This window comes from Sphingopyxis lindanitolerans, assembly GCF_002993885.1.
Taxonomy (GTDB): Bacteria; Pseudomonadota; Alphaproteobacteria; order Sphingomonadales; family Sphingomonadaceae; genus Sphingopyxis; species Sphingopyxis lindanitolerans.
In genome coordinates this window covers 3,428,497-3,449,291 of the sequence record NZ_CM009578.1, presented here as the reverse complement: position 1 = coordinate 3,449,291, position 20,795 = coordinate 3,428,497, and the positions used below count along the sequence as shown (strand labels likewise).

General features: G+C 67.7%; 17 protein-coding genes and 2 riboswitches. Of the genes, 6 read left to right on the top strand and 11 right to left on the bottom strand.

From position 1 onward, the window contains the following. Positions 1-89: 89 nt before the first annotated feature. The 6 genes from CVO77_RS16390 (at position 90) to CVO77_RS16365 (ending at position 8,447) form a co-directional block, all read left to right on the top strand. Positions 90-1,340: an adenosylmethionine--8-amino-7-oxononanoate transaminase gene (locus CVO77_RS16390; RefSeq protein WP_106000900.1), complete on the top strand. Its 1,251-nt coding sequence runs from the start codon at positions 90-92 to the stop codon at positions 1,338-1,340. Between the two features lie 145 nt (positions 1,341-1,485). Continuing rightward, entirely contained in the window at positions 1,486-1,893 is a 408-nt protein-coding gene (locus CVO77_RS16385) for a hypothetical protein (RefSeq protein WP_242445986.1), read from the top strand. A 96-nt stretch (positions 1,894-1,989) separates the two neighbouring features. Beyond that, positions 1,990-4,425 (top strand): CHAT domain-containing protein, encoded by a 2,436-nt coding sequence (locus CVO77_RS16380; protein WP_105999965.1) that lies wholly within the window; start codon positions 1,990-1,992, stop codon positions 4,423-4,425. Positions 4,426-4,520: 95 nt separating this feature from the next. Beyond that, positions 4,521-5,183 carry a YceI family protein gene (locus tag CVO77_RS16375; protein WP_105999964.1) on the top strand — a complete coding sequence of 221 codons (663 nt, stop codon included), beginning with the start codon at positions 4,521-4,523 and terminating at the stop codon, positions 5,181-5,183. Between the two features lie 217 nt (positions 5,184-5,400). Then, positions 5,401-7,065: a 2-isopropylmalate synthase gene (gene leuA / locus CVO77_RS16370; RefSeq protein ID WP_105999963.1), complete on the top strand. Its 1,665-nt coding sequence runs from the start codon at positions 5,401-5,403 to the stop codon at positions 7,063-7,065. Between the two features lie 461 nt (positions 7,066-7,526). After that, positions 7,527-8,447, top strand: a complete 921-nt coding sequence (locus tag CVO77_RS16365; RefSeq protein ID WP_105999962.1) for a hypothetical protein — start codon at positions 7,527-7,529, stop codon at positions 8,445-8,447. Between the two features lie 27 nt (positions 8,448-8,474). On the opposite strand, the gene CVO77_RS16360 is transcribed toward CVO77_RS16365, so the two are convergent. The 11 genes from CVO77_RS16360 to CVO77_RS16310 form a co-directional block, all read right to left on the bottom strand. Beyond that, a complete protein-coding gene (locus CVO77_RS16360) occupies positions 8,475-10,034 on the bottom strand; it encodes a fatty acid--CoA ligase (protein ID WP_105999961.1) in 1,560 nt (519 codons plus the stop codon). Between the two features lie 98 nt (positions 10,035-10,132). Continuing rightward, entirely contained in the window at positions 10,133-10,750 is a 618-nt protein-coding gene (locus CVO77_RS16355) for a DUF938 domain-containing protein (protein ID WP_105999960.1), read from the bottom strand. An 11-nt stretch (positions 10,751-10,761) separates the two neighbouring features. After that, entirely contained in the window at positions 10,762-11,214 is a 453-nt protein-coding gene (locus CVO77_RS16350; RefSeq protein ID WP_106000899.1) for an ABA4-like family protein, read from the bottom strand. Between the two features lie 28 nt (positions 11,215-11,242). Then, positions 11,243-12,799, bottom strand: coding sequence for an aminomethyl-transferring glycine dehydrogenase subunit GcvPB (gcvPB, locus tag CVO77_RS16345; RefSeq protein WP_420822548.1), 1,557 nt, complete (start codon positions 12,797-12,799; stop codon positions 11,243-11,245). A gap of 32 nt (positions 12,800-12,831) precedes the next feature. Next, positions 12,832-14,190: an aminomethyl-transferring glycine dehydrogenase subunit GcvPA gene (gene gcvPA, locus CVO77_RS16340; RefSeq protein WP_105999958.1), complete on the bottom strand. Its 1,359-nt coding sequence runs from the start codon at positions 14,188-14,190 to the stop codon at positions 12,832-12,834. A 3-nt stretch (positions 14,191-14,193) separates the two neighbouring features. After that, positions 14,194-15,015, bottom strand: coding sequence for a glycosyltransferase family 2 protein (locus tag CVO77_RS16335; RefSeq protein ID WP_105999957.1), 822 nt, complete (start codon positions 15,013-15,015; stop codon positions 14,194-14,196). A 45-nt stretch (positions 15,016-15,060) separates the two neighbouring features. Further along, positions 15,061-15,432 (bottom strand): glycine cleavage system protein GcvH, encoded by a 372-nt coding sequence (gene gcvH, locus CVO77_RS16330; protein ID WP_105999956.1) that lies wholly within the window; start codon positions 15,430-15,432, stop codon positions 15,061-15,063. A 3-nt stretch (positions 15,433-15,435) separates the two neighbouring features. Continuing rightward, the gene (gcvT, locus tag CVO77_RS16325; protein WP_105999955.1) at positions 15,436-16,569 is read right to left on the bottom strand and encodes a glycine cleavage system aminomethyltransferase GcvT; all 1,134 of its coding nucleotides are present in this window, start codon (positions 16,567-16,569) and stop codon (positions 15,436-15,438) included. Positions 16,570-16,622: 53 nt separating this feature from the next. Continuing rightward, positions 16,623-16,751: riboswitch (glycine riboswitch) on the bottom strand. After that, positions 16,752-16,849, bottom strand: a riboswitch (glycine riboswitch). It abuts the riboswitch before it with no gap. Positions 16,850-16,908: 59 nt separating this feature from the next. Beyond that, entirely contained in the window at positions 16,909-17,553 is a 645-nt protein-coding gene (locus CVO77_RS16320) for a Rossmann-fold NAD(P)-binding domain-containing protein (protein WP_105999954.1), read from the bottom strand. A gap of 320 nt (positions 17,554-17,873) precedes the next feature. Continuing rightward, positions 17,874-19,046 (bottom strand): deoxyguanosinetriphosphate triphosphohydrolase, encoded by a 1,173-nt coding sequence (locus CVO77_RS16315; RefSeq protein ID WP_105999953.1) that lies wholly within the window; start codon positions 19,044-19,046, stop codon positions 17,874-17,876. Continuing rightward, entirely contained in the window at positions 19,043-20,716 is a 1,674-nt protein-coding gene (locus tag CVO77_RS16310; RefSeq protein WP_242445985.1) for an SPOR domain-containing protein, read from the bottom strand. The genes CVO77_RS16315 and CVO77_RS16310 overlap by 4 nt, the downstream gene beginning before the upstream one ends. Positions 20,717-20,795 lie beyond the last annotated feature (79 nt).

Here is a 20,795-nt window from a genome sequence, read left to right as displayed (position 1 = left end):
CGAAAGCGGGAACCCAGCGAACGCATGACACCACCCGCAGGGTGGCAATTCGAACCGCGAGGGTGCAACTGGGAATGTTGGTGGCTGAAATGACGAATAGCCCCATCTGGCACCCCTTCACCCAGCACGGCCTCGGCGATCCGATTCCGCTGATCGCCCGCGCCGACGGCGCGTGCCTCTACGACGCCGACGGCCAGCGCTGGATCGACGCGATCTCGAGCTGGTGGGTCACCACCCACGGCCACGGCCACCCGCGCATCATGGCCGCGATCCGCGAACAGAGCGAAAAGCTCGACCAGCTCATCTTCGCCGGCTGGACCCACGAGCCCGCCGAGACCCTCGCCGCCGAGCTGATCCGCATCACCCCCGACCCGCTGACTCGCGTCTTCTTCTCGGACTCGGGTTCGACCAGCGTCGAGGTCGCGCTGAAAATGGCGCTCGGCTATTGGTTCAACATCGGCGAGGCGCGCAGCCGCATCCTGGTGATGGAGCACAGCTATCACGGCGACACAATCGGCGCGATGTCGGTCGGCGAACGCGGCGTCTATAACCGCGCCTGGCAGCCCCTGCTGTTCGACGTCGGCACCATCCCCTTCCCGCGCGATGGACAGGAACAGGCAAGCCTCGACGCGCTCGAAGCCGCCTGCGCACAAAAGCCCGCCGCCTTCATCGTCGAGCCGCTGATCCTCGGCGCCGGCGGGATGCTGGTCTATCCCGCCTGGGTGCTGGCCGAGATGCGCGCGATCTGCGCCCGCCACGGCGTGCTGTTCATCGCCGACGAAGTGATGACCGGCTGGGGCCGCACCGGCACCCGCTTCGCCTGCGATCAGGCGGGGGTGACCCCCGACATCGTCTGCCTGTCGAAGGGGCTGACCGGCGGCGCGATCCCGCTTGCCGTCACCCTCTGTATCGAACCGATCTTCGCCGCCCATTTTTCGGCGGACCGCAGCAAGACCTTCTATCATTCGTCGAGCTACACCGCGAACCCGATCGCCTGCGCCGCCGCGGGCGCCAATCTCGCCATCTGGCGCGACGAGCCCGTCCAGCACCGCATCGACGCGCTCGCCGACGCGCAGGCCGCGCATCTGTCGCTGCTCGCCCACGACCCGCGCGTTCGGAACCCCCGCCGCCTCGGCACGATCGCCGCGCTCGACATCGCCGTGCCGGACTCGGGCTATCTCTCCACCCTCGCCCCGCGCCTGATCGCTTATTACCGCGACCGCGGCGTCCTCCTCCGCCCACTCGGCAATACCGTCTACGTCATGCCCCCCTATTGCATCACCCCCGACGATCTGGCGCAGGTGTGGGCCGCAATCGCGGGTTCGCTGGACGAGCTTTAAGGAACAAGCTCGTCGCCCTCGCGCGGGCGACGGACCGGATTGATGTCCGCGCGCACTGGCTTCCCACTCCGCCAATTCTGCTCAGGTTCATCTTCGTCCCTTATGCTGGTATCAGGGGACGAATTTTCGGGACATGCGCGCAAAGATGAAACCGGCTTCCCTTCTCCTGTCCCTGGCGGCGCTCTTTCCCGCCGCCGCCGCGCATGCGCAGGACGGGGATCTCGCGCAGACCTCCACCCCGCCCGAGCGCGTGTCGATTCTCTATACCTATGGCGACGAGCCGTGCCCCGAGGCCGAGGGCGACGAGATCGTCGTCTGCGCGCGCCAACCCGAAACCGATCGCTACCGCGTCCCGAAGGCGCTGCGCCATCAGGATGAGGAGGTCGCCGTCGGCGGCGGCTCCTGGGCCTCGGCGGTCGAGGACAATCACTACGGCGCCGCCGCGGCGAGCCGGCCGAACAGTTGCTCGCCGGTCGGCAGCTATGGCTATACCGGCTGCACCTCCGCCATGCTGCGCCAATGGTTCGAGGAACGGCGCGCCGCGGCGCATTGACGGCGACGCCTGCGTCATCGCGGTCCTCGCGACCATTTGCGTCGCTGGCGGAATATCCCTAACCCCTTTCACGGGCTTGCCGACGGGGGATGGGCGATGCGTATGATGCAAGCGATCGGGCCGATGCTGCTTGCCGGGATGCTGCTCGCCGGGCTGGCCCTCCCCCTCGCGCCGCTCCACGCGCAGACCCCGGCGGCGCAGGACGATGCCCGCAAGGCCGCATTCGACCAGCGGCTCGCCGAGAACAAGCAGCAGCTTCGCGATACACCCTATGCCGACAAGGAAGGCCGCATCGCGCTGCTCGCCGACCGCGCCAAGCTGACCGCCGATTTCTTTGGCGACGAAAGCATCGAACACGCCGACGCGCTGCAACTGCTCGCTTTCGAATATTATTCGGCCAGGCGCTGGGCCGAGGATGCCGCGCTGCGCTCACGCGCGCTCGCGATCCGGCGCAAGCTTCAGGGCGACCGATCGAGCGATACGCTCTACGCCGTGCGCGCGCTCGGCCGCTCGCTCGCCGAGGATGGCCGTCCGGGCGAAGGCGCCGCGATCCTCGGCGCCGTGCTCGCCGCGTGGAAACATGACGAGGCGACGCTCGCCGAAGCCGCCGAGCGCAGCGTCCCGCGCGGCCGCACGGTCGAGGGCAAGGCGCTCGGCATGGCCGCGGCCGACCACGCCCGGCTCGCGCTCGACGTCGGCGATCCCGCCGCCGCGGTCTCCTCGGCGCGCCTCGCCGCCGCCGCTTCGCTCGCCTATCGCCGCGGTTTCGGCTTCGGTGTCCTCGACGAACAGATGATCGAGGGTGCCGAGCGCAACCCCGAACTCCACACCGGCGAGACGGCGTTCGGCGACTGGTCGCGCCTCTATGCCAATGCCCTGTGGGAAGCCGCGCCGGACGACCCCAAGGCCCGGTCCGACGCCTTGCTCGTGCTGCAGGACGTGATGGCGGGGCGGACGTCGCGCGCCCTCGCCCGCGCCGCCGCCGCGCGCGCCGCCACCGCCGCGGGCGCCGCGACCCTCCTGGGCGAACGCGATGCGAAAGCCGCCGAACTGACCGCGCTCTTTGCCCGCACCGAAAGCGTCAGGACCGGCAGCGCCGCCGACCGCGACCTATGGGACCAGATCCATGGCGCGAACGAGGCGCTCGCGGTGATCGACGCCCGGCTGGCCGCCGCCACCCCCGGCTATTTCGAACTGGTGCGCCCCGAAATGCTCGATGCCGCAAAGGCGCAGGCGCTGCTCGCCCCCGACGAGGCCTTTCTGTTGATCGTGCCGACCGAGCGCGGCACCCACAGCCTCGTCGTCACGCGCGAGGGGCTTGTCTGGCACCGCAGCGACCTGACCGAGGCCGATCTGGCGGGGCGCGTCCGCCGCCTGTTATGGGACGTCGGCGCGAATATCGACGTCACGCCCGAAGAGAATGACCGCTGGTCGGCCGAGGGCGAAGGCGATTTCCCCTTCGATCGCGGCACCGCCTTCCTGCTCTACGACCGGCTCGTCGCGCCGCTGGCGCCCGCGCTCGCCGGAAAGCGCCACCTGTTCACCGCCGCCAGCGGCGCGATCTCGTCGCTGCCGCTCGGCATCTTCGTCACCGAAAAGCCCAGCGGCGCCGACGGCGATCCCGCGGTGCTGCGCGCGACGCCGTGGCTCGCCGACAAGGCCGCGATCCTCCAGCTTCCGTCGCTCCAGTCGCTCGAACTGCTGCGCGCGGTCGAGGCCCGCCGGCCCGGCGGCGATGGCGGCGGCGACACGATGGTCGGCTTCGGCGACCCGCTGCTCGACGGCGTCGCCGAGACGCGCGGCGTGTCGGGCCGCATCCGCGGCACGCGCGGCAGCGGCCCTTCGCTGGCGCAGGGCCTGCTGCGCGCCGCCGACGATACGGGGCCGGCGCTCGCCGACCCCGCGACGCTGCGCCGCCTCGCCCGCCTTCCGGGCACCCAGGCCGAACTCAAGGCGCTGCAAGCCCTGTTCGGTCCCGCGCGGACCCGGCTGTTCCTCGCCGATGCGGCGACCGAAACCGCGGTCAAGACCGGCGACCTGTCGCATCTGTCGGTGCTGTTCCTCGCGACGCACGGCCTGATCGCGGGCGAGCTTCAGGATGTCGAGGAGCCCGGCCTCGTCTTCACCCCGCCGCGCCGGGCCAGTCTTGCCGACGACGGCCTGCTCACCGCGTCGGAAGTCGCCGGCCTGCGCCTCGGCGCGCGCTGGGTGATCCTGTCGGCGTGCAACACCGCCGCCGGCGACGGCCGCGCCGGGGCGCCCGGCCTCTCGGGCCTCGCGCGCGCCTTTTTCTTCGCGGGCGCCGAAAGCCTGCTCGCCTCGCACTGGCCGGTGCGCGACGATGTCGCCGCGGTGCTCACCGTGCGATTGTTCGAGCTGATGCGCGCCGACCCCCGGCTTTCGCGCGCCGAGGCGCTGCAACGCGCCGAACGCGAAATCCGCGACAATCCGGTCAAGGACGACGCCCTGCAAAGCTGGGCGCACCCCAGCGCCTGGGCTCCCTTCTCGCTGATCGGCGACGCCGTCCGCTAGCGATACCCGGAAACGGAAACGCCATGTTTCCAAGGCGCTGGTTGACGTTCGCGCCCGCCATGGCCTAGCGTCGCGCCTCCCCCAAAGGAGATGATATGCGCCGCTTCGCTCCCCCCGCCGCTCTCGCCGCCCTGATGCTCGCCGCCCTGATGCTCGCCGTCATCGCGGTGCCCGCCGTCATCGCCCAGCCGCCCGCGAGCGCACCCGGCGCCCCCGATCGGAGCCGCGTCACCGCGGGCACCTATGCCGCCGATCCCCATCACACGATGGTCGTCTGGCAGGTCGATCACCTCGGCTTCAGTCCCTACACCGGCATCTTCGGCGACGTGACCGGGACGCTGGTCCTCGATCCCGCCAACCTCGCCGCGGCGAAGGTCGAGGTGACGATCCCGGTGGCAAAGATCACCACCGCGAGCGCGGGCCTGACCAGCCATCTGCTGCGCCCCGGCAAGGACGGCGGCAAGCCCGATTTCTTCGGCCCCGCGCCCGCCGACGCCCGCTTCGTCTCGACCCGCGTCGTCCTCGATGACGACGGCGACGAGGCGAAAGTCATCGGCAATCTCACCCTCAACGGCGTCACCCGGCCGGTGACGCTCGACGTCGATTTCCACGGCGCCGGCGCGATGGGCGGCAAGCAGACCGTCGGCTTCCGGGCCGAAGCGACGATCCGCCGCAGCGATTTCGGCATCGGATTCGGCATCCCGATGGTCAGCGACCAGGTCGACCTCAAGATCCACGCCGCGTTCGAAAAACAATAGCCCCGCTCCATCATCCCGGCGAAGGCCGATGAAATTTTCGCAGCCGCCCCTTGCTTCACGCGGCATTTTGCATCATGGAAGCGGCCATGCGCGGTAACGCTCTCCTTCTTCTGCGACTTACACGCCCTTGGGCGTGACACTGGCTGCGCGCTAGTCGCGGCCACCCGCCCAAGGGTCCGACCGACACAATAGCGCAACCGCAGAAGAAGACATTCCCATGACCATGCTCCGCGATCCGTCCGCGAAATATTCGGCTTTCCCGCAGGTTCCCTTGACGAACCGCGAATGGCCCGGCCGCACCATCACCAAGGCGCCGATCTGGCTTTCGACCGATCTGCGCGACGGCAACCAGTCGCTCATCGATCCGATGGACGCCGAAAAGAAGACCCGCTTCTTCGACCTGCTCGTCAAGAGCGGGTTCAAGGAGATCGAGGTCGGCTTCCCCGCCAGCGGCGCGACCGACTTCGACTATATCCAGAACCTCGTCCGCACCGGCCGCATCGCCGACGACGTGACGCCGCAGGTGCTGACGCAAAGCCGCGCCGACCTGATCCGCACCAGCTTCGACAGCCTCGCGGGCGCGAAAACCGCGATCGTCCACGTCTATAACGCGGTCAGCCCGGCGTGGCGCCGCATCGTCTTCGGCATGGAAATGGCCGAGATCAAGGCGATCGCGATCGAGGGCGCCAGGCAACTGCGCGACAATGCCGCGCGCCTGCCGCAAACCAACTGGCGTTTCGAATACAGCCCCGAAACCTTCTCGACCGCCGAGCTGGATTTCAGCCTCGAATGCTGCGAAGCGGTGATGGACATCCTTGCACCGACCGCCGAAAACCCGATCATCCTCAACCTCCCCGCGACGGTCGAGGCGGCGACCGCGAACATCTATGCCGACCAGATCGAATATTTCGGCAAGAATCTGCCGAACCGCGACGCGGCGATCATCAGCCTGCACACCCACAACGACCGCGGCACCGGCGTCGCGGCGGCCGAACTCGGTCTGCTCGCGGGCGCCGACCGCGTCGAGGGCTGCCTGTTCGGCAATGGCGAGCGCACCGGCAACACCTGCCTCGTCACCATCGCGCTCAACATGTATACGCAAGGGGTCGATCCGCAGCTCGACTTCTCGAACATCGACGAGGTCATCGCGACGGTCGAATATTGCAACCAGCTCCCCGTCCATCCGCGCCACCCCTATGGTGGCGAACTGGTCTACACCGCCTTTTCGGGCAGCCACCAGGACGCGATCAAGAAAGGCTTCGCCGCGCGCGAACGCCAGAATGACGAAAAGTGGGAGGTGCCCTACCTGCCGATCGACCCCGCCGATCTGGGGCGCAGCTATGAAGCGGTGATCCGCGTCAACAGCCAGTCGGGCAAGGGCGGCGTCGCCTGGGTGCTCGAACAAGACAAGGGCCTGAAACTGCCCAAGAAAATGCAGGCAAGCTTCAGCCATGTCGTCCAGGCAGTCGCCGACGAGACGAGCCGCGAGCTTGGCGCCGACGACATCTGGCAGGCGTTCGAGCGCACCTATCTCGGCACCGAGGGCCAGCGCTTCCAGCTCGTCGACTGGTCCGAAACGCACAGCGGCCCCGACCGCATCTTTGCCGGCAAGCTCACCATCGACGGCGCCATGCGCAGCGTCAGCGGCCGCGGCAACGGCCTGATGAGCAGCGTCATCGCCGCGCTCGCCGAATCGGGCGGCCCGCTGATGGACATCGTCGACTATAGCGAACATGCGATCGGCCAGGGCAGCAATGTCCAGGCCGCCGCCTATGTCGAATGCCGCACGGCGGGCGGCAAAAGCCTGTTCGGCTGCGGCCTCGACACCGACGTCGCGACGGCCAGCGTGCGGGCAATTTTGTCGGCGGCGAACGGCGCGTAAGCGCGAGGCCGCAACGCCTCGCTCTTCGTCAACCCCGCGCAAGCGGGAACCCGGCGGAACGAACAACCAGCGCGGCAAGTGCTGCGTCGTGCGTACCCCCCCTTCGTCATCCCGGGCTTGACCCGGGATCCGCCTATTTCTTCAAGGCAGGCGGGCCCCGGATCAAGGCTCTCCCGACCGCCTGCAAGGCAGTCGAAGGCTCCGGGGTGACGATAATGGACAGGTCCGGGCTTCCGGTCGCAACCCGGCCTTCCATGAGAATCGCGCAGAGACGCAGAGATCGCAAAGGGAGAAGCTCTTCACCTCTGCGTCTCTGCGCCTCTGCGCGATTCTCATTCCAAACCGCCTTGGCCTCTTCACCGCCCCTGACGAAATAGGATCGCCCCCCGCATTTTCCGCTTTCCTACATTTCACCCATATGGTTCACTTCATAGGTTTCATATAACCTAAAGGATGAATCGATGGACGACGACGCTTACAACCCCGCGCATATTCCCGCCCCCGCCAGCTACCACTGGACCCTGGCGCTCCAGCGCGACTTTCTCGAAAGCCTCGCCGCCAACGGGTCGGTGAAGATTTCGGCGGCCAAGGTCGGCATGTCGCCGTCCTCCGTCTATCAGCTCAAGCAGCGGCCCGAAGGCGCGGCGTTCAAGCTCGGCTGCGCCGCCGCGGTGCTGATCGCGCGCGGGCGGCTCGTCGACGAGCTGCTCGACCGCGCGATCTGGGGGCATGACGAGACCGCCGAACTGCTGCGCGAGGAAGGCCGCAGCTTCGCCAAGCGCCGCCGCATCGATTCGCGCCTCGGCCTCGCGATGCTCGCGCGGCTCGACAAGATGGTCGAGACCCGCGCGCGGGCGGGCGAGGAAATGTTCGCGCAGCTCATCGCCGGCGACTGGACCGGCTTCCTGTCGCTGTTCGATGTCGAGGGAGAGGGGCATAATGCCGCGCTCGCGCTCTGGCTTGCCGGCCGCGACAATCGCGCCAACCCGCTCGCCAGCCTGTGGCGCGACACCCCGATCGCGAATGAAGTTGCGCAGTTTTCCGCCACGATCGACGGCGAGCCCGACGCCGAGCCGACCCCCGAGGAGGCGGCCGCGGCGATGTCCGTCTGGCCCGATGCGGACACCGGCGAGCTGCGCACCAACTTCCCGCCCCCCGCGGACTATCTCGGCATCGAGGAAGGTCGTTTCGGCGACGAGGATTATGAACGCACCCTCGACCCCGACGAGGAAGAGGCCTTCGACGCCGCCTGCGAAGCCGCCTTCGCCCCGCTCAAGCGCGCGGGCGAAGCCGCACGGCGCGCCTTCTTCGGCCTGCCCACCCCCGCCAACGACCCGGCGCCGGAAAAACACACCAAAATCGCCAGGAGCGCGGCCTCTTGATCCCCGAAAAAGGCCCCTACCGCCCGCTCAATTCACCATCCGCTCATACCCCTCCCAATAGGGCGCGCGCAGGTCTTTCCGCAGGATCTTGCCCGACGCATTCCTGGGCAGCGCCGCGATCACGTCGATACTGCGCGGGGCCTTGAAGGCGGCGATGCGGTCGCGCGCCCAGGCGATGATATCGGCTTCATCGACGGTCATCCCGGGTTTCGCGACCACGACCGCCTTCACCGTTTCGCCCCATTTGGCGTCGGGGATGCCGATCACCGCGACCTCCTGCACCGCGGGGTGGCCAAAGATCGCGCTTTCGACCTCGGCGGGATAGACATTTTCGCCGCCGGTGATGATCAGGTCCTTCATCCGGTCGTGGATGAACAAATAGCCGTCCTCGTCGAGATAGCCGGCGTCGCCGGTGTGGATCCAGCCGCTCTCGGTCATCGTCCTGGCGGTCGCGTCGGGCAGGTTCCAGTAACCGAGCATATTGTTCGACGACCGGGTGACGACTTCGCCCACCTCGCCCACCGGCACCGCTTCGCCGTCGGGGCCGAGGATGCGGATCTCGACGCCGGGCAGCGCCTTGCCCGCCGAACGCATCCGCTTGTTGCCTTCGGGATCATGGTCCTCGGGCGGCAGCATGCAGATGGTGCCGGTCGTCTCGGTCATCCCATAGGCCTGGATGAATTGCGCCCCGAACATCTTGATGCACTGGCGCAACAGGTCGAGCGGGATCGGTGCGGCGCCATAGAGGATATATTTGAGCCGGCTGTAATCGACGCTGGCGCAGCGCGGGTGCATCAACAGCATCTGGAGCGCGGCGGGAACGATGAAAAAGCGCGTCACGCCATGCTGCTCGACCGCGTCGAACACGCCGTCGGGGTTGAACTCGGCCAGGACGATGCCCGGCAGTCCCGCCACCAGCGCCATGATGCCAAGGCCGGTGCCGCCGATATGCGCGCAGGGCATCGCGACCAGCACCGCCTCGTCATCCTCCCAGCGGGTATAGGCCAGGTCGGCGTCGGCCGAATTCTTGCGCAGCGCGAACAGGTTGCGGTTCGACAGCACCGCCCCCTTGGGATTGCCGGTGGTGCCCGAAGTATAGAGTTGCAGCACCGCGTCGTCGGCCCGCGAAGGGGCGAAGGCGCCGCGCGGCGTGCTGCCGATCAGCGCACGCGCTTCGTCGGCGCCGATGATCCGCGGATCATGGTCGAGCTTGCCGGCAAGCTGCGCCGCCGCGCCCTCGAAACCGGGGCCGGTAAAGAGGATCTTCGCCTGCGTGTCGTTGGCGATATAGGCCCATTCGGCCGGCGACAGCCGCCAGCCGACCGGCGCCATGACGATCCCCGCCCGCGCCGCGCCGAAAAAGAGCGTGAAATACAGGTCGCTGTTTTTGCCGATCCACGCAATGCGGTCGCCCTTTTGCAGCCCCGCGGCGAGCAGCAGGCTCGCGACACGTGCAGTGCGGTCCTCCAACTCGGCATAGGTGAAGACCCGCTCCTCTTCGCGCATTGCAATGCGTTCGGGCCGGTCGGCCGCCCAATGGGTGATGAATTCGTCGAACGTCATCAGGTCCGAAACTTCGGCAGCCATCGGCTCTCTCTCCTCGAATCGCGTTGCTTTTCGCAATCGATGGCGACGCTAGCGGCTCTGCTCGTAGGGGAAAAGCACGCAGATGGGAGGGAGGGCGATCAGCGGTGATGAAACAGCAGCATCAGATTGTTCGCGGGCATCGCGCAGCGCCGGGCAAAGGCGAGCCCGGCATCGGCGGCGGCCGCCTGGACCGCGTCCAGATCGCGCAGCCCCCAATCGGGATTGCGAGCGCGCAGACTGGCGTCGAACGCCAGATTGCTCGGCGCCGTCGGCACCTCGGCTTCGACATAGGGACCATAGAGGATCAGCGGCGCGCCGTCGGCCAAGACGCGCGCCGCCCCCGCCAACAGCCCGAGCGTCGCCGCCCACGGACTGATATGGACCATGTTGATGCACAGCGCGGCGTCGGCATGGGTCACCGGCCATTCGGACGCTGCGGCGTCGAGCCTGACCGGCGGCGCGATATTCGCCAGACCCACCTCGGCGCGCCACGCGGCGATCGAGGTCAGCGCCTGCGCGTCGGGGTCGCTTGGCTGCCAGTCGAGCCCTGGAAAAACGGTCGCGAAATGGACGATATGCTCGCCCGATCCGCTCGCGACTTCAAGGACCGTGCCCGATCGCGGCAGCCAGTCGGCGAGCACCGCGGCGATCGCGTCGCGGTTGCGAGCCGTCGCGGGGGCATGGCGCTTCGCACCCGCGCCGCCATCATCGGCCATCCAGGGCTGCGTCACCCGGCGCGCGCCCGCGCCTGCGCCCGTGCCCGGCGCTCACGCACGACCAACCACAGGAACAGGCCGACCGGCCCCGCCATCAGGGTCAGGAAAAGGAACGGCAACTGGACGATGCGGCCGAACCCCTTGTTGTCGGCATCGCGCGCGATCCACAGGCCGGTGAACAGGTCGAAGGCGAGATAATGGACCCAGCCCAGCGTTGCCCCGCCCGGAGCGGCGAACAGCTTCATCACCCCGGCGAGCGAGGTGAAATTGCCGCCGGACCCGCCCGGATCGATCCCGCCGGTCAGAAAACCGGTGATGAGGACAAGATAGAGGAGGCAGAGCAGCAGCACCCCGGCATAAAGGATGGCGGACAAAATCCGCGGACTGCGCGGCGCAAAGGCGAGCAGCAGCCAGCCGAGGATCGCCCAGTAATTGGCCATCAGGAAGATGCTGTTCCAGCTCATGCCCATTCCCTCCCCTTGTCCGCGTCGTTCAACTACCGCCGATCTCGCTCAGCGACGGCGTCCCCGGCGCGACCTCGGGCTCGCTCCAGGCGAGCACCGGCCTGCGCGCCGCGAGCGTCTCGTCGAGCCGTGCGCGCGGCGCGAAATGCGGCGCCGATTTCAGAGCCGGATCGCCGTTCTTCGCCCGCAGCGCGATGCTGCGCAGCGCCCCGATGAACTGGTCGAGCACCGCCTTGCTCTCGGTCTCGGTCGGCTCGATCAGCATCGCACCATGAACGACGAGCGGGAAAAAGACCGTCATCGGATGATAGCCTTCGTCGATCAGCCCCTTGGCGACGTCGAGGGTCGAGAAACCCTCGGCCAGCCCGCGATCGCTGAACAGCGCCTCGTGCATGCACGGCCCCGACGCCGCGAACGGCGCGTCGAGCACGTCGTCGAGGCTGCGCAGTATATAATTGGCGTTGAGCACCGCATCCTCGGCGACCTGCTTCAATCCGTCGGCGCCGTGGCTGAGAATATAGGCGAGCGCCCGGGTGAACATCCCCATCTGGCCGTGAAAGGCGGTCATCCGGCCAAAGGTCTGCGGATGATCCTCGCCGGCATTTTCCTCCTCGATCAGGTGGAAGCCGCCCGCGTCCTGGGTGACGAAGGGCAAAGGCGCAAAGGGCGCGAGCGCTTCGGACAGCACCACCGGGCCCGAGCCGGGGCCGCCGCCGCCGTGCGGGGTCGAAAAGGTCTTGTGCAGGTTGATGTGCATCGCATCGACGCCCAGGTCGCCGGGCCGGACGCGCCCGACGATCGCGTTGAAATTGGCGCCGTCGCAATAGACATAGCCGCCCGCCGCATGGACCGCGTCGGAGATCGCCTTCATGTCGCGCTCGAACAGGCCGCAGGTGTTGGGGTTGGTGATCATCACCCCCGCGACGTCGGGGCCGAGCCGCGCCTTCAGCGCCGCCAGATCGACGCGGCCTTCGCCGGTCGCCGGAATATCCTCGACGCTGAAGCCCGCGAAGGCGGCGGTGGCGGGGTTGGTGCCGTGGGCGCTTTCGGGGACGAGGATCACTCGGCGATCCTCGCCGCGTGCTTCGAGCGCCGCCTTGATGCACAAGATGCCGCAAAGCTCGCCATGCGCGCCCGCCTTGGGCGACATCGCGACGCTGTGCATGCCGGTGAGCGTGACCAGCCATTTGGCGAGTTCATGGATCACCGCATAGGCGCCTTGCGCGGTTTCCTGCGGCTGAAGCGGATGGACGTCGGCAAAACCCGGCATCCGCGCGACCTTTTCGTTGAGCCGCGGGTTATGCTTCATCGTGCAGCTTCCGAGCGGAAAGAGGCCGAGGTCGATCGCATAATTCTGACGCGACAGCCGCGTATAGTGGCGCACCGTCTCGGACTCGCTGAGCCCCGGCAGGCCGATCGGGGCCGAACGGGCGAGAGGACCGACGAGATCGGCGGCGGGCGCTACCTCGTCGAAATCGACGCCGGTCGTTTCGCTGCCCCCGATCTCGAAGATCAGCGGCTCCTCGAGCATCAGGGCGCGGTTGCCGGTGAAGGTCGTGCTGTCGTCGGCGCCGCCGGCGTTCATTTCGGGGCGCCAGCCGGCGCGGTTGAGCGCGGTCATGCCAGCACCTCCTTCAGCGCCGCGGCAAAGGCGGCGATATCCTCTTCGGTGACGGTCTCGGTCACCGCGACGACGAGCCCGTTCGCGAGCGCGTCATTGTCCGGGTACAGCCGCCCGAGCGAGACGCCGCCAAGGACGCCCTTCTCCGCCAGCTCGTGGATGATGGGCCGCGCCGCGACCGGCAGCCGCAGGGTGAATTCGTTGAAGAAACTCTCGTTCATCAACGACACGCCGGGCACCTTCGCCAGCGCGGCGGCGGCGGCCCTGGCGCGACCATGGTTGATACCGGCCAGTCCGCGCAGCCCCGCTTCGCCCAGCAGGGTCATGTGGATGCTGAACGCCAGCGCGCAAAGCCCGCTATTGGTGCAGATATTGCTCGTCGCCTTCTCGCGGCGGATATGCTGCTCGCGGGTCGACAGCGTCAGCACGAAGCCGCGCTTGCCATTGGCGTCGACGGTCTCGCCGCACAGCCGCCCCGGCATCTGGCGGACATATTTGGCCTTGCAGCCGAACAGGCCCAGATAAGGCCCGCCGAATTGCAGTCCGACCCCGATCGCCTGTCCCTCGCCCACCACGATGTCGGCGCCCATTTCGCCGGGCGCCTTGATCAGGCCCAGCGCGACGGGTTCGGTCACCACCGCGATCAACAGCGCGCCCGCGGCCTGGCACGCCGTCGCCAGCACGCTCATGTCGTCGATGCGGCCGAGGATATCGGGATATTGAACGACGACGCAACTCACCTCCTTGTCGATCGCCGCGGCGAGCGCGGCCCAATCGGTGCCGGGCTCGAGCGCCGGGTCGCCATCGACGAGGACATCGCCGGTATATTTCGCCATCGTGCGCGCGACGCTGCGGTAATGTGGGTGAAGCCCCGTCGACAGCAGCGCCTTGCCGCGCCGCGTGATGCGCCGCGCCATCACGATCGCTTCCCAACAGGCGGTCGAGCCGTCGTACATCGACGCATTGGCGACGTCGGTGCCGAACAGGCGCGCGACCTGGCTTTGGAATTCGAACAGCATCTGCAGCGTGCCCTGCGCGATTTCGGGCTGATAGGGGGTGTAGGCGGTCAGGAACTCGCCGCGCTGGATCAGATGATCGACGCTCGCTGGGACATGGTGGCGATAGGCGCCGGCGCCGAGGAAGAAAGGCCCGTCGCCCGCCGCCATGTTCCGCCGCGCGAGTGCCGCCATATGGCGCTCGACCGCCAGCTCGCTGGCATGATCGGGAAGCCCGGCGATCGCGCCGTCGAGCCGCGCTGCGGCGGGCACATCGACGAACAGATCGTCGATCGACGCGGCGCCGACGGCGGCGAGCATCGCCGCGCGGTCGTCGCTGGTAAGGGGAAGATAACGCATGAACTACTCCGAAGAAGAAGCGGAATGATTGGAAAAAAGCTGGGCAAGATCGGGAAGCGACCCCTGAAATATCGCGGGGCCGCTGTGCGTCGTGCGCACCCATGGCGCGAGCCAGATGCGAAAGCCCGCATCGCGCGCGCGGCGGCAAAAGGCATAGTCGTCGGACAGCAATTCACGGCTGTCGGGATCGATCATCGGCAGGAAAAAACTCTGCTCGCTGTCGGCGATGCCATGCGCGGCGCGCTCGCCGGGATCGGTGCGGAAGGCAAGGTCGGGGTGCCGCGCGGCGAGGCCTTCGAACAGGTCGCGGCGGATCAGCATCATCCCCGTCCCGGCGCGCGTCAGCTCGACGAGATCGGTCAGGGCGAAGCGCTGCCCCTGATGCAGGAAATGAAGCGCGAACTCGCCGCCGAAACGTGCCAGCGCAGCGGGCTCGTCCTTCGCCATCCCGCGCTCGACCGCGCGCGCGACATTGGCCCAATTCATGATCCGCCGCGGGCAGGCGGCGCCGAGGATCGCGCAATCATCATGGTCCCGCATCGCGCCTAGCATCGAAAACACATCATCGGCGGCAAAGTCGATGTCGGCATCGACGAACAGCAGGTGGGTGCAGTCGCTGGCGCGAAAGATCGCCGACAGCAGGTCGCGCGCGCGGGTGATCGAGGCCTGATAGAGGATGAACTCGAACCGCACCGCCACCCCCGCCGCCTGCGCCTTGAGCGCAAGGTCGAGCGCAGCGCGGACATAGCTGCCCTGCGCCCCGTCATAGATGGGCGTCGCCACCATCAGGCGGCAATCGGCAAGGGCGGCGTCGGCAGCGCTCATCGGAGACTCCGAAGCCCTTCCCCCTGGAGGGAAGAGCGAGGATGGTCAAAGATCGGCAATGAAGGCCTTATAGGCTACGGCATTCATCAGGCCGTCGAGCTGGCTCTTGTCGGTCAGCGTCATGCGAAAGAACCAGCCTTCGCCCTCCGGATCGCTGTTGACGAGCGCCGGATCCTCTTCGAGCTGGCCGTTGCCCTCGGTCACCACGCCATCGACCGGCGCATAGACGTCGCTCGCGGCCTTGACCGATTCGACGACCGCGGCGTCGCCGCCCGCGGCCAGTTCGGCCCCGGTGTCGGGAACCTCGACGAACACGATGTCGCCAAGCTGGCTCTGCGCGAAATCGGTGATCCCGACCGTCGCGACGTCGCCGTCGACATCGACCCATTCATGCTCTTCAGTATAGTAACGCGGCATCGGTCAGCCTCCCTGTTTGCGGACATAATGATGGGGAATGAAGGGCATGGCGGCGACGGTGCAGGGCACCCGCTTGCCGCGGACCTCGGCGGCGATCGCGGTGCCGGGCACGGCGTGATCGCGCGGAACATAGCCCATCGCGATCGGCGCGCCAACGCTGGGGGCAAAGCCGCCCGAGGTCACGACGCCGATTTCCTCCTCGCCGTCGAACAGCTTCGCGCCCTCGCGCACTGGCAGTTTGCCGTCGACGAGCAGGCCGACGCGCTTGCGCGCCGAGCCGTCGGCGAGATGGCCGAGGATGCGCGCGGCGCCGGGAAAACCGCCTTCCTCACGGCGGCGCTTGCTGATCGCAAAGCCAAGATCGCCTTCGATCGGGTCGATCTCTTCGTTGAGGTCGTGGCCATAAAGCGGCAAGCCAGCTTCGAGCCGCAGGCTGTCGCGCGCGCCGAGTCCGATCGGCTTCACCGCGTCCATCGCGCAGAGCGCATCGGCGAAGGCGGCGAGTACTTCGTTGGGGAGCGAGATTTCAAAGCCGTCTTCACCGGTATAGCCCGAGCGGCTGAGCCCGATCGCATGGCCGTTCCACGTCGCGCGCGCCGCTTGCATGAACACCATATCCGCGCATTCGGGCACCAGCCGCGCCAGCGCCTCCGCCGCCTTTGGCCCCTGAAGCGCGAGCAGGCCATAATCCTCATTGTGATTGAGCGTGACATCGTCGGGCAGGTTTTCGCGCAGATGCCCGATGTCTTCCCACTTCACCGCGCCGTTGACGACGACGGCGAACTGGTCACCCTCGTTGGTGATCATCAGGTCGTCGAGTATGCCGCCGTCGTCGCCGAGCAGCAACGAATAGCGCATGCGCCAGGGCTTCAGCCCCGCAATGTCACCCGGAACGAGCGCTTCGAGCGCTGCCGCGACATCCTCGCCCGAAAGGCTGAGCTGCCCCATATGGCTGACGTCGAACAGGCCCGCATTCTCGCGCACCCACAGATGCTCGGCCATGATACCTTCATATTGGATCGGCATCCAATAACCGGCGAATTCGACCATCCGGCCGCCCTTCGCACGGTGCCAGGCGTCGAGCGGCAACGTCGCGGTGGGGACCGCCTCTTCGCCCGTCGATTCATTTTCGGTCATGTCAGTCTCCCGCGGTTGACATGGCAAGGCGCGGCCCGGTGCCGTCCTGTCGCCATGCCCCCTCTGTCACGGGAACCTGAGAGTTTTCCCCCGGACGTCCCGGATAGGGGCGAGCCGGGGTTACCCCTTCGGTGGTTCCGGCCTTCCTTCAGACGGCCGGAACGCTTTCCAGAGTGTCCGTTCCAGCCTGCGCGGTCCGTTTACCTGAGAGTTTCCGGGGCGGTTGCTCCTTCGGTGGCGGGATCAGGTTGCCCTGCCCGCGCTCTCCCGCGCGGCCGGCCGAATCTCCCTGCAGAGGCCCGACAGACGCCTGAGCCTTGGCGTTGCCTTTTTGCGGAGTCAATCGGCGAGCGTGCGGATCGCGTCGTTTTCGTGGATATACGCGCCAGGCGCCTCGCATCGGGTCAAGCGGGCGATCGCCTTGGCGACCGTTTCGGCCGGAATCGAACGATAGCGACGCAGCGATCCGTGGAGCAGCGCGTCGGTCAACGGCGCCGCGACCATCGCGATCCCCTCACCCAGCCGCGGCGTTCCCGGGCGATCGCCGGTCAACAGGCCGGGGCGGATGATATCGAGCCGATCGAATCGCAGCGTGCGCAACCCTTCCTCGACCTCGCCTTTCGTCCGCAGATAGAAATTGCGGCTCTTTGCCGACGCGCCCACACTGCTGACAGTGATCATGTGCCGCGCGCCGCCGCCTCTCGCGGCGCGGGCGGCGGCGAGGACCAGATCATGATCCACCGCGCGAAACGCCGCCTGCGACCCCGCCTGCCGGATCGTCGTGCCGAGGCAGGAGATCAGGGTCGAGGGGCGGTTATCGGCGATGAGCGCGGGCCATTCCCCGCCGGGCGCGACGAGCATTTTCTGTTGCGGGGGTGGATCGTCGGGCGCGCGGCGGACGAGGATCGCCGGCCCCACCAGCCGCGCCACGATGCCGCCGACGAGGCCGGTCGCGCCGAGCAGCAAGATGTCGGGTGACGTCATCGGACGATCTTAGGACGCGGCGGGGCGGGATGGCAACGCGGGCTTGGGGTTATTTTCGTACAGAGAAGGTAGAGACTTTGTTCACGCGGAGGCGCGGAGAAAGAGTGGAGATTCTGCGCTCCCCTATCTTCGTCATTCCCGCGAAAGCGGGAACCCAGCGCAAGGAAGAAAACAGCGCGGCAGCGCTGTATCACCGGCGTTGCAACTGGGTTCCCGCTTTCGCGGGAATGACGAGCGAGGGGGAGCCGTAAAATCTCTCCGCGCCTCCGCGTGACCCTTTTTCAGCCACTCTCCGGGCGAGCCCGTCCCGGCACCACCCGTCACGCGTGCGCCAGCGCCTCCGGCACCGCATCCCGGCCGAAAATCTCGGCAAAGCGGTCGATGGCGAAGCGGTCGGTCATGCCGGCGATATAGTCTCCGATATGGCGCACCATCGCGCTTTCGTCGTCGGGCAGGCGCGACGCCCAGTCCTCGCCCATCAGCCGGGGGGCGTTCGCATAGGCCTCGAACAGCCGCGACACGATCTGATCGGCGCCCGCCGCCGCCGCCATCTGCACGGGATGATGATAGAGGTTCGCATACATGAAACGCTTGAGGTCGCGTTCCTGCCGCGCGAGTTCGTCCGAAAAATCGCCGAGCGTCCGGCCCGCGGTGCGGACCTCGCCGACGCTCACGACCCCGGCGGCGGCGACATTCGCTTCGGTCGCCGCGATCACGTCGTTGACCATCACGCCGATCTGGTCGCGCACCAGTTCGCGCAGCAAGCGGTCGCGCGGCGCGCCGGGAAAGCGACCCTCTACCGCGCGGTAATTGGCGGCGACAAAAGGCTGTCCCATCAGCTGGTCGAGCGTCAACAGTCCCGCGCGCAGCCCGTCGTCGATGTCGTGATTATCATAGGCGATATCGTCGGCAACCGCCGCGACCTGCGCCTCGAGGCTGGCGTGGCTCGTCAGGTCGAGTGGAAATTCCGCATCGATTTCGGCGAGCGCCCAGCCGGGACGGCGCACCGGGCCATTATGCTTGGCGAGCCCTTCCAGCGTCTCCCAACTGAGGTTGAGCCCGTCGAAACGCGGATAGGGACATTCGAGCTGCGCGAGGGTGCGCAGCGTATGGCCATTATGGTCGAAGCCGCCATGACCCGCCATCGCCGCCTTCAGCGCATCCTCCCCGGCATGGCCAAAGGGCGGATGGCCTATGTCGTGGGCAAGGCACAGTGCTTCGGTCAGATCCTCGTTGAGCCCGAGCGCACGCGCGATGCCGCGGCCGATCTGCGCCACCTCGATACTGTGGGTCAGGCGGACGCGGTAATGATCACCGTCGGGCGCGACGAAAACCTGCGTCTTGTGGCGCAGGCGGCGAAAGGCGATCGAATGGATGATGCGATCGCGGTCGCGCTGGAACGCATCGCGCGGCCCGCGCACGACACGGCCGGGCTCTTCGTGACGACGCCCGCGGCTCTGCGCCGGGTTGCTGGCGCAGGCGGCGACGGTCATTGAACCGGATCGACGTCCTGGCCGGCCTCGCTGTTGAACAGGAAGGCGTCACCGCCCGCCTTCTTATAGTCCGCCAGCCAGTCCTGCGCCGCCTTATGGTCCTTGAATGGCCCGACGAGCAAGCGCCGCGTCTGACCCCATTCGGTGGTCGCGGCCGATTTGCCCTTGAAAAGCGCAGGATTCTTCTTCGCGAACCGGCCATAGTCGAACGCCAGCGCCTTCGCATTGGCGCCGGTCGCGACCTGCACCCAGACCCGGGCGGGATTCGCCTTCTTTTCGGCCGCTTCGGCCTTGGCCTTCGCATCGGCTTCGGCTTTCGCCTTGGCGGCGGCCTCTTCCTTTTCGCGCTTCGCCTCCTCGGCGGCGTCGGCGCGCTTCTTATCTTCGCGCAGCTTGGCGAGCATGTCGGCACCGATCGCATTGTCGGCCTGCGCGAGCTCTTCCGGCGGAATCTCGATCGAACTGGCGATGGCGGCGAGCGATGCCAGCGGCGCGTCAGGGGCGACCTTACTGCCCGCCGGGGCGATCGAAGGCGGCGGCGTCATCGGTTCGGCACTCGCCGCCGACGCGGGGCGCCCGACATCGGCGATCGAAAAGCCGGGGCCGACCGGCGTCGACGATTGCGCGGGGTTGGTGCCGATCGGGGCAACAGACGGTGCGTTGGATGGGATCGGCGCAGGCGGAACCGCAAGCGGGCGGGGTTCGACCGCGGCGGACGGACGCGGCGTCGACGAAGCGGCGGGCGCGGGCTTCGGTGCAGGCTTCGGCTCGGGCTTAGGAGAAGCCGATATCGGCGGCCTGCTACGCTGCGACCTTTTTCCCGCTTCGGTCGCAGGGAGAGGTGGCGAAGGCGGCGGCGTTGCGGCAGCGACCTGCACCGGCTTTCGCCGAGGGCCGAGCTGCCCGGTCGGGAACCGGCCGAAATGCGCCGCGGCGGCTTGCTGCGCCGGATTGAGCCGGTCCATCTGCGTGAGGTAGGGCAGGATATTCTGCGCCAGCGCTGGTGGCATCGTCGCGTTGACGATCTCGGTCGCCTCGGCGTCGCGGCCGTTCATCGCCAGGATCATCGCGCGCAACCGCCATGCCGCACGCTCCTGCGCGCGAAGCTGCGGAGTCAGCAGCCCGACCGCCCGGTCGGCTTCGCCGCTGATCCCGAGCGAGAGAGCATAGCGGCGCGTCACCTCCTCATTGGGGGCGATCGACAGCGCAAGCTGATAGTCGCGCTGCGCCGCATCCTGCTGACCCAGAAGGTCGCGTGCGAGGCCGCGGTCGGCAAGGAACAGCCGTTCGGGCGCCCCCAGAAGCTGCGCTTCACCAAAATAGTCAAGCGCGCGCGTCGGGCTTTCCATATGGACCATCGCCGATCCGAGCGCTGCCTTGACCGCGCCGTCGCGCGGGCTCGCCTGCTCGGCGCGGGTCAGAAAGCCCGTCGCCGCGCGATAATCCTCAAGGTCGATCGAGGCACGCCCGGCATCGAGCAGCGCCGCCGCATCATTGCTGTTCGCCGCGAGGCGCCCGAGCGCGGACGACAGGAGCGTCCGCGCGGCGGTGCGCTTGTCCATCGCCGCCTTGGTCGCCGCGTCGGGCGTCGCCGCCTGGATCGCAAACGCCGGGACGGCGACGACGCTCGTCAGCAGCAACAGGCCCGCCGCCGCGGACAAACGCCGCAACCGGCCGGACCCGCCGGTCCAGCCATGTCGCCGCTTCGCTTTTCGTGGCCGCAGGGGCAAGTCAGATCATCCCGATTTC